The 12,737-nt window shown below is 30.4% G+C and carries 14 protein-coding genes and 3 pseudogenes; 5 read left to right on the top strand and 12 right to left on the bottom strand.

The window, feature by feature from the left end; translation table 11 throughout:
• Positions 1-17 precede the first annotated feature (17 nt).
• On the top strand, positions 18-1,394 hold the full coding sequence (locus HMPREF3154_RS03735; RefSeq protein ID WP_070474370.1) for an aspartate kinase: 1,377 nt from the start codon (positions 18-20) through the stop codon (positions 1,392-1,394).
• A 69-nt stretch (positions 1,395-1,463) separates the two neighbouring features.
• Here the strand turns inward: HMPREF3154_RS03735 and HMPREF3154_RS03730 are convergent, their stop codons facing one another.
• Positions 1,464-2,057, bottom strand: a complete 594-nt coding sequence (locus HMPREF3154_RS03730) for a hypothetical protein (protein ID WP_002433636.1) — start codon at positions 2,055-2,057, stop codon at positions 1,464-1,466.
• A 334-nt stretch (positions 2,058-2,391) separates the two neighbouring features.
• Here HMPREF3154_RS03730 and HMPREF3154_RS03725 point away from each other — a divergent pair, with 334 nt between their 5' ends.
• Positions 2,392-3,249, top strand: coding sequence for an NERD domain-containing protein (locus HMPREF3154_RS03725; protein ID WP_023350341.1), 858 nt, complete (start codon positions 2,392-2,394; stop codon positions 3,247-3,249).
• Positions 3,250-3,310: 61 nt separating this feature from the next.
• On the opposite strand, the gene HMPREF3154_RS03720 is transcribed toward HMPREF3154_RS03725, so the two are convergent.
• A complete protein-coding gene (locus tag HMPREF3154_RS03720; RefSeq protein WP_002433760.1) occupies positions 3,311-3,847 on the bottom strand; it encodes a thermonuclease NucI in 537 nt (178 codons plus the stop codon).
• A gap of 160 nt (positions 3,848-4,007) precedes the next feature.
• Here HMPREF3154_RS03720 and HMPREF3154_RS03715 point away from each other — a divergent pair, with 160 nt between their 5' ends.
• A complete protein-coding gene (locus tag HMPREF3154_RS03715) occupies positions 4,008-4,196 on the top strand; it encodes a hypothetical protein (protein WP_023350343.1) in 189 nt (62 codons plus the stop codon).
• 430 nt (positions 4,197-4,626) lie between these two features.
• On the top strand, positions 4,627-4,812 hold the full coding sequence (locus HMPREF3154_RS03710) for a hypothetical protein (RefSeq protein ID WP_023350344.1): 186 nt from the start codon (positions 4,627-4,629) through the stop codon (positions 4,810-4,812).
• A 16-nt stretch (positions 4,813-4,828) separates the two neighbouring features.
• Here the strand turns inward: HMPREF3154_RS03710 and HMPREF3154_RS03705 are convergent, their stop codons facing one another.
• The 6 genes from HMPREF3154_RS03705 to HMPREF3154_RS03680 all read right to left on the bottom strand — a co-directional run bounded on the left by HMPREF3154_RS03705 (position 4,829) and on the right by HMPREF3154_RS03680 (position 10,045).
• Positions 4,829-5,431 carry a response regulator transcription factor gene (locus HMPREF3154_RS03705; RefSeq protein WP_023350345.1) on the bottom strand — a complete coding sequence of 201 codons (603 nt, stop codon included), beginning with the start codon at positions 5,429-5,431 and terminating at the stop codon, positions 4,829-4,831.
• Positions 5,428-6,528 carry a sensor histidine kinase gene (locus HMPREF3154_RS03700; RefSeq protein WP_023350346.1) on the bottom strand — a complete coding sequence of 367 codons (1,101 nt, stop codon included), beginning with the start codon at positions 6,526-6,528 and terminating at the stop codon, positions 5,428-5,430. The genes HMPREF3154_RS03705 and HMPREF3154_RS03700 overlap by 4 nt, the downstream gene beginning before the upstream one ends.
• The gene (locus HMPREF3154_RS03695) at positions 6,529-7,260 is read right to left on the bottom strand and encodes an ABC transporter permease (RefSeq protein ID WP_070474367.1); all 732 of its coding nucleotides are present in this window, start codon (positions 7,258-7,260) and stop codon (positions 6,529-6,531) included.
• Positions 7,260-8,135, bottom strand: a complete 876-nt coding sequence (locus tag HMPREF3154_RS03690; RefSeq protein ID WP_023350347.1) for an ABC transporter ATP-binding protein — start codon at positions 8,133-8,135, stop codon at positions 7,260-7,262. Before HMPREF3154_RS03690 ends, HMPREF3154_RS03695 begins: the two co-directional genes overlap by 1 nt.
• A 179-nt stretch (positions 8,136-8,314) precedes the next feature.
• Positions 8,315-9,787 carry a cardiolipin synthase gene (gene cls / locus HMPREF3154_RS03685; protein WP_023350348.1) on the bottom strand — a complete coding sequence of 491 codons (1,473 nt, stop codon included), beginning with the start codon at positions 9,785-9,787 and terminating at the stop codon, positions 8,315-8,317.
• Between the two features lie 60 nt (positions 9,788-9,847).
• Positions 9,848-10,045: a hypothetical protein gene (locus tag HMPREF3154_RS03680; RefSeq protein WP_023350349.1), complete on the bottom strand. Its 198-nt coding sequence runs from the start codon at positions 10,043-10,045 to the stop codon at positions 9,848-9,850.
• Between the two features lie 318 nt (positions 10,046-10,363).
• Between HMPREF3154_RS03680 and HMPREF3154_RS03675 the strand changes: the two genes are divergently transcribed.
• A complete protein-coding gene (locus HMPREF3154_RS03675; RefSeq protein WP_023350350.1) occupies positions 10,364-11,389 on the top strand; it encodes a threonine aldolase family protein in 1,026 nt (341 codons plus the stop codon).
• Positions 11,390-11,575: 186 nt separating this feature from the next.
• On the opposite strand, the pseudogene HMPREF3154_RS03670 reads toward HMPREF3154_RS03675, so the two are convergent.
• The 4 genes and pseudogenes from HMPREF3154_RS03670 to HMPREF3154_RS11785 form a co-directional block, all read right to left on the bottom strand.
• Positions 11,576-11,755, bottom strand: a pseudogene (locus HMPREF3154_RS03670) (hypothetical protein); the annotation flags it as partial.
• A pseudogene (locus HMPREF3154_RS11615) lies at positions 11,743-11,839 on the bottom strand (hypothetical protein); the annotation flags it as partial. The pseudogenes HMPREF3154_RS11615 and HMPREF3154_RS03670, both read right to left, overlap by 13 nt.
• A 69-nt stretch (positions 11,840-11,908) precedes the next feature.
• Positions 11,909-12,157 carry a hypothetical protein gene (locus HMPREF3154_RS03665; protein ID WP_023350352.1) on the bottom strand — a complete coding sequence of 83 codons (249 nt, stop codon included), beginning with the start codon at positions 12,155-12,157 and terminating at the stop codon, positions 11,909-11,911.
• Between the two features lie 433 nt (positions 12,158-12,590).
• Positions 12,591-12,737, bottom strand: a pseudogene (locus tag HMPREF3154_RS11785) (minor capsid protein); the annotation flags it as partial.

The raw sequence follows: 12,737 nt of genomic DNA, 5'->3' as shown, positions 1-12,737 counted from the left end.
AGAAAGGTTGATAACTCATGAAAGTTGCTAAATTCGGAGGTAGTTCTGTCTCCAATGCTAAACAAATTAAAAAGGTATTAGATATTGTAAATGGAGACCCTGAGCGCAAGATAATTATTGTTTCTGCCCCAGGTAAAAGGAGTAATAATGATACCAAAACAACTGATTTACTCATTCGTTTATATGAAAAAGTACTCAATGGTTTAGATTATCAAAATAAGAAAAAAGAAATTATTCAGCGCTATGCTGACATTGTAAAAGAGTTAGATATGGATGATGAAATATTAACTACCATTGATGAAACGTTAGAACTTTACATTAACCAACTTTATGATAAACCTTCACGTTTATACGACGCTTTATTATCATGTGGAGAAGATTTCAATGCGCAATTGATTGCAAGCTACAATAATAGTCAAGGTATCCCTACACGGTATGTTTCTCCTAAAGAAGCTGGACTCACTGTGATGGATTTGCCACAACAAGCTCAAATTATAGATTCTTCATATGAAAAGATTTATAAATTACGTAATTATAAAGAAAAGCTTATTATCCCTGGTTTCTTTGGAATTTCTAAACAAAATTATATTGTAACCTTCCCCCGAGGCGGTTCAGATATTACCGGTGCTATAATTGCTAGAGGTGTAAGAGCATCTCTTTATGAAAACTTCACTGATGTGTCAGGTATTTTCAAAGCAAATCCAACAATTATAGATAAGCCGGAGTTAATTGAAGAGATTACTTATAGAGAAATGCGAGAACTTTCATATGCAGGGTTTGGAGTTTTTCATGATGAAGCGCTACAACCTTTATATAAGGATCGGATACCTGTTGTAATAAAAAATACGAATCGCCCAAATGATAAAGGTACTTATATTCGACATGATAGAGAAGTAAATTCGGACAATGTAATTAGTGGTATAAGTTGCGACAAAGGCTTTACAGTTATCAATATTAAGAAATATTTGATGAATAGACAGGTAGGATTTACACGAAAGATTCTAGCCGTATTAGAGGAGTTTAATATCTCATTTGATCATATGCCATCTGGTATTGATAATATCAGTATTATTATGCGTACGAATCAAATCAAAGGTAAAGAAAGTCAAGTTTTAAATGAAATCAGAAAACGGTGTGAAGTAGATGAACTTAGCGTTGACCACGACCTAGCAATTTTAATGATTGTTGGAGAAGGAATGAATCAAGTAGTTGGTACAGCAAGTAAAATCACTCATGCACTTTCAGAATCTAATATTAACTTAAAAATGATTAACCAAGGGGCTTCTGAAATATCAATGATGTTCGGTATACGAGTTGAAGATGCAGAAAAAGCTGTCCTATCAACTTATGAATTTTGTTACCACGGTATTTGTTTAAAAAATTTATGTTCATAAAAGATAAAAAGATTTCTACAATACATATACTACTTTAGTCTATATTAAGTGTATGTCGTAGAAATCTTTTTATGATATTTTTCTATTATTTATTACCGCTTCTTCAATACGTTTTTTCCCTACTACTAATTTTAAAATATAAAATTGATAATAACTTAGTGAATCAATCACAGCCTTATAATTTGAAAATTGATGATAATTTTGATTATCCATTAAATCATACATTAAAACTATTTCAGGTTTTATATAATCTACATTCCAGTTTAATGAGTGAAAATAAATATTATTTTTTGGTAAACGGATTTTATTATCTAATCTGAATATCCACTGATCATTTACTACATCATAAACGAAAATATTGAGAACCATATTTCCATCTTTGAATACTTCTACATGGGCAACTTCAGATAATGAAAGTTTTTTATTCTTCGAAACCCCATTTGCCTTACCATAATATTCTATAGTGAAATCCTTAGGTATAACTTTGACGATTTCAATTAATTTTTTGCGTTCAACGCAAATATCCACTTTATTAGGTAACTTAAACTCATCATTCAAAAACAACTGCATCGCAACTTCACCATGAAATTTAAAAATATGAGTAGATGTATCCATTAATATCTTAACTATTTGGTCGACTGGTTTTTGTGCTTCAAGTTTCATTCGTACACCTCCTTAAGCAAGCGCTTTCATAAATTTAATTATACATTCGAAATATACAATTATCAAACGCAGAATTGTGAACATTTAGTAAATTAAAATTAATATATTTATAAAGTATAGCCTTTTCATATATACATAAAAACAAAAAGAGTTATATTACGTTCTTTTAGATATTGAGTAAAGATTTCGATTTCTTAAAATTTTGTAAACATTAAATATAGCGCAAGAAAGTTTAATCATTATTTGTACTCATAATGATTGAACTCAAATTTTAAGACGTATATAATTTGTTTTGAAATTAGAATTTAAAATCTTAAGATTTGGGTGAATATTTATGTCTGTAACGGTCATTTTATCTGTAATTATTATTATTTTGATTATAGCTATTGTCTTAAATCAAAGATATATGAAAGATAGAGTTGAGACTGAAGAATACGCTAGAAATCAATTAATTGCTAAAAATTCAACTTTAAGCGAAGAAAATTTAGCTTTAAAGAATCAAATGTTAAGTTCTAATAACGATGTAGGACACCATGCTTTTAAAAATGCTAAGCGTGAGTTACAAAAGATTTTGGATCGCTTTAAAAACAACGGTCGATTAAAAACATATTCAATTGTTTCTACAAATAATTTAGCTGTGAAACACCCATTATTTGAATATGCAAGATCATTTGATTTTATTATTGTCACTGATGTAGGACTCATCAATGTCGACGTAAAAAATTGGAATCAAAAAACTTTCTACCATTTCGACGTTCCAGATAAACATTTTGAAGAAAAGAATCAACCCTATGATACTGATCAAATAGTAGGTCATTATGTAAGTAGTAGATATCATAGCCAATTCAATACGACACGTACAGGTGTCTATACATTTACAGAAATCTTACAAGATAATCGTGTGATATACGAGTTTTATGATCAAGATCCATACCAACAAGCTGCAAACAATGCTAAAGCACTTAAAGATCAAATTGAATCAGATTATCGATTTAAGATACAAAGTATCGGCGTTGTTTATTTCAGTGATGGTAGCGTAAATATTATTGAAGGTTCAGATGAAAGTGATAAATATGTGGATACAGTATCTACTCAATCTTCTCTTGAAAAGGTCATAGAAGATGCTATACAACTTTCTAAGCACCCTCTCAATGATGAACAAGTCCAAGATATATCTGAGAGTTTTAAATAACATTTCATAGATTAAAAAGGCCAAGAAGATTGCTAATAAATCCTCTTGGCCTTTAAATATATTAACTCCATAAGTTCACTTTATTTTGTTTCGCCTCTTCTTGTGCTTTTTTAAGAATTTGTCTGTACTTACCATTTGGAGAATAGTATTTCTCTCTAGCTAACCCCTTCTCAACTAGCTCTCTATTAAACATCCTATTTTTACTTAGCCAAACGTAAGCTAAAGTTCGACCATATCTATCATTTTTTTCTTTATCATACTCTAAATAAACATATTTATGTGTTAACTCTTTCTTACTATAATTTGACGCTTCTTTACCATAGGGTTGAACAGGAGTATTAGGTTTAACCGTTTCAGGCGTGTCCATACCAATCATTCTAACTTTAATGCGCTCACCATCTTTCTTAGCAAGAAAAGTATCTCCATCCACTACACGCTCAACGTAGACTTTGTCCTTCCCTTTCAAATCTGCGCTTTGATTTTCTTCCGTTGATTGATGAGCACCGAATGGCCCATCATGGTTAATAAATTGAAATAGTATTACTATTATTGCGATTAATGCAACAACAATTAGCGATAATCCTTTTTTTGATTTCATAGATGTCACCTTACTTCACGTTATATTCTGATTTATGTTAAATAAAATTCACTTTGTAGTCAACATGAAATTTAAACTGATGAATCAAAAGCTTCTTCTAATAGTTATTTTTTCAAAATGTAAGCTCATGCTATAATATGTAATGTTAGGAGTGAAATAGATGGATTCATCTAATGAAAGTAAAATATCTTTAATCGCAATTATTGTAGCAATAATCATAGGCGTAGTATTACAAATAGTATTTAAATTACCTATTATAGTAAGTGTTGTAGTAGCCATATTATTAGGCATTTTAGTTGGTTTCATTGTATACATTATTCAATCAACACTAAATAAAAGGAAAAAGTGAAGGTAAAATGGTCTAAGGAAACTTTAAACTTCAAAGGGAAAGTTCAAATGGCTTCTCTTAAGTTAGACTATCCTTAGGAAGAGAAGTCGTTATAAATTAAAAAATACAATTAATGATAATAGAATTTTTACGAACCATACGCATAGCGTATGGTTTTTTATATTAATAAGGCTTTTGCAAAAATATATTTAGCTAAAATCAAATTTAAAATATTTCACAAATTAGGAGTAATAATTATCTAAAGTGGTATAGTTACAGAAATAATATAATATCTATTTTTACAACTAAACTATTCAGCTTTATTTTATAGAAGAATAATTTTTATAAATGTATCTCCGACATTAAAGTTGTAAGTAGATAAAGTCTAAATTTATTAACAATTTATTAAGACTAACATATTTACAACACTTATGATTGGAGGTACGAAACGATGGAAATTTTAGATTGTATCATCGACACAAACTCTGTGACGTATAAAGTAAAAACAGCTAAAGGAAAAATATTTCAACACACCTTGAGTATTGAAACACCCACACACAAAGTTGTAGAAATTTTATCACTATTATCTAATTATGTAGATAAAACTGACCGCCCGAAATTAATAATTAAAAAGTAATATATTCTATCAAAGTTTATATCCATCCTTTAGCAATTGCTTTTTTCCATGCATCAAAGCGATTTTCAGAGCACATTTTATCAATAATCGTACTTGTATAATTCCTAACAGTACCATTAGACAAGTACAATTTTTCAGCAATTTCTTTACTACTTAAACCGTTGCCTATTTCTTTTAATACAACTTGTTCCTTATGCGTTAATGGATTTGACTCACTAAATAAAGTAGTCATCAATGAGGTACTATATTCTTTTTCACCATTCATAACTTTATAAATAGTATTGACTAAATCTTCTACAGAACGTTCTTTCAACACATAGGCATCTACATCGTTAGCTACAGCTTTCTCAAAATAACCAGGTCGCTTAAATGTTGTCACTATAATTACACGAGTATTTATCCCTTTAGCTCGAATTTGAGCTAAAATTTCTAACCCAGTCATACTAGGAATCTCTATATCTAAGATGGCTACATCGGGTTCTTTATTTTCAATTAATTGAAGTGCTTCTTCACCATTCTCGACATCATTTAAAACTTTCATATCCTCATGCATTTCAATAAGTTGTACCATGGCTTGTCTTAACATTAATTGATCTTCAGCTATTATTAGTGATATCACATTAATTCACTCCTAGGAATTCTGACTATTATTGTAGTGCCTTCATTTGATTGAACTTTAACTTCTCCATTTAAATATGCGGTACGTTCTCTAATACTTTTAAGTGAACTCGCGTCATCGTCATCGATACCTACCCCGTTATCACTCACAATCAATGTGATTTCGTGTTGCTTTTCTTTAATTTTCCCTACAACTTCTGTGGCATGTGCATGTTTAATTACATTATTAATCGCTTCTCTTAATATCATCGATAGTATGGATTGCTTGGCCGGGTTTAATGACCTCGCAGCACTTTTATTTTTGAAAATAAAATTCAAATTTGCATCATGAAGAATAGATTCTACTGATAAAACTTCCTCTTCAAATGATTGGACTTTCAAGTCATCTATAATAGTGCGTACTTTATTAAGTGTCTCTCTAGATAACTCATTAATTGCTCGCATTTCATTTCTAGCCGCCTCTTTGTCGGTATCAAGGAGTTTAGTGGCAAGTTCAGATTTTAACGTTAAACTTGCAAACACATGACCCAAAGTATCATGAAGATCTTGACCAATACGATTTCGTTCTTGTTCTGCTATAAGTACGTTAATATATTTATTCTTCTCTTCGAGTTCTTTACGCACCCTACGATCTTTACGCACTTGAAAATTACCAAACGCAATCATCAAGATGACGATGTAGTAAATTATCATCGTATACACATATTCATGATGCGTAATATAGGTTAAAAAGGCACATATAATCATTGTAGTAATAAAACTTATAAATTCTTTTGATTTCACTCCCACATCGAAAATGAAGGGTAAAGCAAATGCACTATAAAAAAAGAACATACTCAATAATGGTTCATAAGCATAAACAAAATACATGATGCAGAGATAATGGATAAGCAAAAAGATATATAAGTGATTTTTATTTATCTTAGTGTGAAAGAGGACAAGGATTAGATACGAGATAGTAAAGATAGATAAAATAATACTATACACCAAAATATTATATTGATGTTCACTATAAAATAATCCAAATATCGGAAATATTAAATATATAAGTGAAGAAATTTCACCCATTCTTACTCCAAAACCACGCTTTGATCTCATTTAAGACACATCTTTCTTTTTATTAATCAGTAAAGCAATACTTAGGAAAATTATACTATACACAAGTAAAAAGCCAAGTGACTCATAATTGATACCTTTATCTTTACCTAAATCTAACGACATTTGCTTTAAGTGATAGGTAGGCATTTTTTTAGAAATGGTCTTTAACCAATCTGGAAAAGTATTAATCGGAAACCATAAACCACCTACTATAGCCATAGCCATATTAAGTAAATTTGCTACACTACTCGCCTTTTGACTATCACTAAATTGTGCAATAATCAGTCCTAAAGTTAAGAATAAACTTGCTCCCACCCATAAAGTAACTCCAGATAGTAACCAATCTGATAAATTCATACTTACATCTTTATAAAAGTGTGCCACTGTGAAAATAACTATAATCGCACCTAAAAATTGGCACATGGTTTTTAAGACTTTTACTAAATAATATTGTGATGGCTTTAAAGGAGTAGACATCAAATGTTTATACCAACCATTGTTTCTCTCCTCAATCATGTCTAGAGGAAATGACAACATACAAAAATTTAATAAACTAAATACAGTCATACTGTACATATACTCCTTATAAAACGGTTCTTTAGCTTCTTCAGGTAAATCCAACAACGAAGTAAATAAAAGATAGAATGCTAATGGTAGAAATATAGACATGAATAAATATAGCTTCTTTCTAAACATCACTTTAAATTCAGTTTTAAAAAATGTGGCTACCATTATAAAGTCACTCCTTCTTGATCACTATTATTCGAAAACATAATATCTAATAATGAAGTTTTATGAATTTCAATTTGGTTTAAATCAATGTGACGATCAATTAACTTTTGTATAACTGTATCAACGTGATTCGTTCTCACTTCATAATTATTTTTATACTTTGCAATTTCAAACTCATTCTCTAACTCTTCAACCATATCTTTACAAATTGGTGGTAAAACTACTGTGGAATAAGTCTGTTGATTTTTAATCTGTTCAGGAGAATCACTTAATTGAATTCGACCTTCATCTAGTAAAACTACATGATCAGCCATTCGCTCAACCTCCTCAATGTAATGAGATGTATAAAGAATCGTGACATTCTTTGATTTGAGATCCTCAATCATTCTCCAGAAATGTTCTCTTGTTTCAATATCCATAGCAGTTGTAGGCTCGTCTAGTATTAAAAATTCAGGTTGACCAACGAGTGTTAATGCAAAATCAAGAATACGTTTTTGTCCTCCAGATAACTGATTTGCCATCTGATTCATTTGGGTTTCACTAAATTGAGTAATATCTAAAAAACGTGATGTTGATATCGAATTTGCGTAAAAAGACTGATGAAGTTTAAATAATTCTTTTACTTTGAAAAATTTAGGAAAATTAGTTTTTTGAAATAAGATTGCCATTTTATGATGATTGATCATTCTAGACTTATCGATAATCTCCCCCTTATCACCTTGCATATTACCAATTAATATATCTATAAGCGTTGACTTTCCTGCACCATTTTTACCAATTAAAGCTGTACAAGAATGTTCCTTAATTTCTAAATTAATATCATTGAGTACCCTAGTCTTCTTGAATGACTTAGATAAATTGTTAATCTTTATCATGATAATCACGCCTTTTCTTTAGGATATATACAATTTATCAATTACTAGGTACATAATTTAGTTCATTTTGTCATTATTAGTACGTGACATTTGTCATTTATTTTTTAGTTTACATAATAAAGTTATTAGCAACTAAAAATCCTCGCTCTTTCGAACGAGGATTCTACTTAATTATTAGTTTATAAAATTGGTGAAATTAACTTAGCTAAATCTTCTCTAAACTTAATTGAAAGTGGACGTTGCTCATATTTTTCTTTGGTAAGAAGTTTTGATTTCTTCACGTCTTCTTCGAAAGCATGACGCAATTGTTGTGCAATTTCTTTGTCGTACACAAAGGCATTAATTTCAAAGTTTAACTCGAAACTTCTAAAGTCCATGTTCGCACTACCTACAGATGAAACTTCATCATCGATCATCAATATTTTAGAATGTATAAATCCATTCTGATAAGTATAAATTTTTACACCACTATCTAACAAATCAGCTGCATTTGAAAATGTAGCCCAATATACAAATGGATGATCAGGTTTACATGGAATCATCAAATTGACGTCTACCCCACTATTTGCAGCCATTTTCAGCGCGTTAATATAAGATTGATCTGGTATAAAGTAAGGGCTTTGAAGATAAATTGATTTTCTTGCACTCATTATCATTTTTGTATAACCATATTCAATTTGGTGAAGATCGAAAGCTGGTCCACTCGATGCAATTTGTAATGCTTTATCTCCTTTTTCCCCAGTCTTTTTAGGGAAATATTTTTGGTCATATTCGAACTGTGGTCGATGTGCTTGTGAGTTCCAATCTAGAATAAATCTTAGTTGCAGTGCGTCAATACTATCACCTTGAACACGTAGGTGTGTATCTCTCCAATAACCTAATTTACCTAGACCTAAATAGTCATCACCTATATTAAAACCACCGACATAGCCAACTTGACCATCTATGATAATAATTTTTCTGTGATTTCGGTTATTCATTCTAAAGTTGATGATAGGTAATTTAGAGGCAAAAAAGGCTTCAACCTCTCCACCTAGAGACTTAAATTTTTTAAATTTAGCCATATTCACTTTTTTCGAACCTACATCATCATATAATAATTTGACTTCTAAGCCTTCTTTAAGTTTAGTTTCTAATGCATCGATAATACGATTTCCAAGGCCATCAAGTTCAAATGTATAATACTCCAGATGAATATAATCTTTAGCGTTATAGATATCCTCTATAACTTTATCAAATAGTTGATGACCGTCCGTAAATAATTCAATTTTATTATTCTCTGTTAAAAAAGCATCTTGTTTCATCAATAACATTCGGATTAAATCATGATGTTTTGTAACTTGGTCGTTTGGAGAATTAAAATTTAATTTTTCAAAGCTATTTGCTTGTGCTTTAACTAAATCTTGGAAAGCATCCAACTCTTTCCCATTATTTTTCTCTAGCTTTTTCTTAGAAACAGTTCGACCTAGGAATAAGTAAAGAATGAAACCTACTATTGGTAATAAGAAAAGTACAAATAGCCATGCCCATGTGGAACTTGCACTTCGTCGGTCCTTTTCCAAGAAAATGATAATAAAAGCAAGTATCAAATTAATGATAAATCCTAGGACTAATAAAATCGCTAAAATAGTACCAAAATATCCTAAATTCATGAATGTTAACTCCTATATGTATTTCCACCTGAATCATATCAAGTGGATATTTCTCTTATATTATTCTTTAGTAACTAAAGTTACTATTGCGTTATAATCTTCTTCTATATTTGGAAACTTTCGCTCCTCAATTTGTTTAATAGTGATATTTAATAAGCTATATGCACTACCTTCATCTGACTTAAGAAAATCATTAACGCTTTTTTCCAAACTTTCAATAGAATCTTCTGTAAATGTTTTGAATTTAATTTGTTGCATAAGGTACATTCCCCTTTCTTTATGTTGATTAAATGATAGAACTTTTCATATAAAAATTCAATTATTACAGAAACAATTTGTTTAATTGCCACTTATTTAAATAGGTTGTTCGGAATATATTTTAATTTTAGTTATCATGATGTATAATAACAACATTCGATTGAATATTCAGAATTATCTATCTTTTGATATTTTTATTAGTTAATCATTTCTTGTTTACTACCCCTAAAAATGAGAATTTATTTTTCTAATAAAAGTGAATCATCAAGATGTATTGAATAATATTGAAGATTGGATTTAACTTAGGAGGGAAAGTTAATGATTTCATTTGAAAATGATTACTTAGAAGGTGCACATGAGAAAGTACTCAAACGACTTATTGATACAAACATGGTTCAAGCTGCTGGATACGGCTTTGATGACTTCTCATCACAAGCAGCTGATAAAATTAGAGAAACTATCAAGTGTCCTGAGGCAACTGTAAGATTTTTAGTTGGCGGAACTCAAACAAACCAAGTAGTTATCAATTCTATGTTGAAAAGTTACGAAGGTGTTATATCAGCAGATACGGGACATGTGGCGGTTCATGAAGGTGGCGCGATTGAATTTAGTGGCCATAAAGTTTTAGCCATCCCATCAGAAGAAGGAAAAATATCCGCTAAAGGTGTTGAAGCTTACTTAGAAACTTTTTATAGTGACTTCAAAAAAGAACATATGGTATTTCCTGGGATGGTTTATATTTCTCATCCTACAGAATATGGCACACTATATACAAAAGAGGAATTAAATAGTTTAGCCAAAGTTTGTCGTCAACATGAGATACCATTATTTATGGATGGTGCTAGACTCGGTTACGGGTTGATGAGTGAAAATACCGACGTCACTATTGAAGATGTAGCTAAATATTGTGACATCTTTTATATTGGTGGTACTAAAATAGGTGCACTATGTGGTGAGGCAATTGTATTCACTAAGAATAATGAGCCAAAAAACTTTACAACCATTATTAAACACCATGGCGCTTTACTAGCTAAAGGTCGATTAACTGGTATCCAATTCTTAGAGTTATTTACAGATGATTTATATTTTAAAATTAGTAAACATGCGATTGATATGGCTAAGAAAGTCAAAAACGGATTTTTAGAAAATGGATATCAAGTCTATTTTGACTCACCCACGAACCAACAATTCTTTGTACTCAGTAACGATAAAATAAAAGAATTAGAGAAGAAAGTTAAATTCGCAGTGTGGGAAAAATATGATGATAATCACCGTGTTGTAAGATTTGCGACTAGTTGGGCAACTACTGAAGAAAATGTAGAACAGTTGTTGAAGTTAATTTAATATACTGCTATTTAAATTTGAAGAGATTTCGTCTATTCTTAATTTACTTTGGAAATAAAAGGTTAATGATTGATTATTGTGAGAATGCGACGAGATCTTTTTATTATGGTTAATTTATTAAAATTTGAACACCGGACTCATTGAGCATTGAACTGGTTTCATTTTTGCCAGTTTCTTAGCTTCTTTAATTGCATTTCTAATACATTCATCAGATTTTCTTTTTTCTCTAGCTAGACGGTCTTTAATCATTTGAGATACTTCTTCTTGGGAGAATGTTTTCTCCTTTTGCTGTGATTATTCATGAGTTGTTTCTAATTTCTCATTATGCTTCGTTTCTTCAATAATATTACTTTGATTGTTCTCCATGAGATATACCTCCGTTTATAGTCTGTCGACTGCGTATTCCATACTTGCTTTTATAACGTCATCAGCACGTTTTGGACATAAAAAATAACCTTCCGTAAAAGGTTAAAAAAGTTTATAAAAATAGCACCTTAATCTATATCTTTGTTAGGTGCTCTATCCCCAAGCTACAAGTTCAGATTTGGGAAACATTTTTTTACTGGTATTCAATTCTATTCTTTCGATAGCATGTATAAAATAATTATCTTTTTCTTTATCTTCTATCTCAGATTTTTCAGCATTGATAATTTGAAGACTGTCTATATTCACATGAATAACACCTGGCTTAATATTTTCATTATCATTAGGATAATATTTATATATAACAGTCTGGTTATTTTTTTCTTGAAGTTTTAAAATTAGCAAATAATCTCACCTCTATTTAATTAATGCGCTGTAATTGTATTTTTTTCAGATAGTATATGTGCTTCTTTATAACTTAAATTATACTTATTCATTAAAAAGTGTTCAAGTGCTTCGTGCTTTAGCATTATTACATCCATAGATTTAATATTTTTCCCTTTTCTCAATCTTTACCAACTTTGAGCCATATAAAAATCAGGGTCAAATTGTTTAATGCCATTGTCTAGTAGATACTTGTTCTCAAATAGGTGTTCATAAACTCTTTTAATCGCTTTTTCATTCATATTCACATTGTTTGCAATAGTTTTTATCTCTGCCAGTTTATCACGATTTTTTACTGAATTATAATACGTTTGTGCGTGCTTTCTTCTTTTAACACCGTGTTTATCATTTTTGTTACTAAGTGCACCTGACTCGCTAAGGTAATCTTTAATCTGATACTTATCTTTACGTTCATTAAAGAATTTATCCCGCCAGTTTCCCAAATGCGGTACTGTAGTACTTCTACACCATGGATGCATTGGTGGAGCATTGATGCCTGGAACCATGTCTTTAACTTTAAATACTTTGCCATTTAATGTGT

It is taken from the genome of Staphylococcus sp. HMSC06C11, from assembly GCF_001808345.1.
Lineage (GTDB): Bacteria > Bacillota > Bacilli > Staphylococcales > Staphylococcaceae > Staphylococcus > Staphylococcus capitis.
This window is presented reverse-complemented; position numbering and strand designations above follow the sequence as displayed.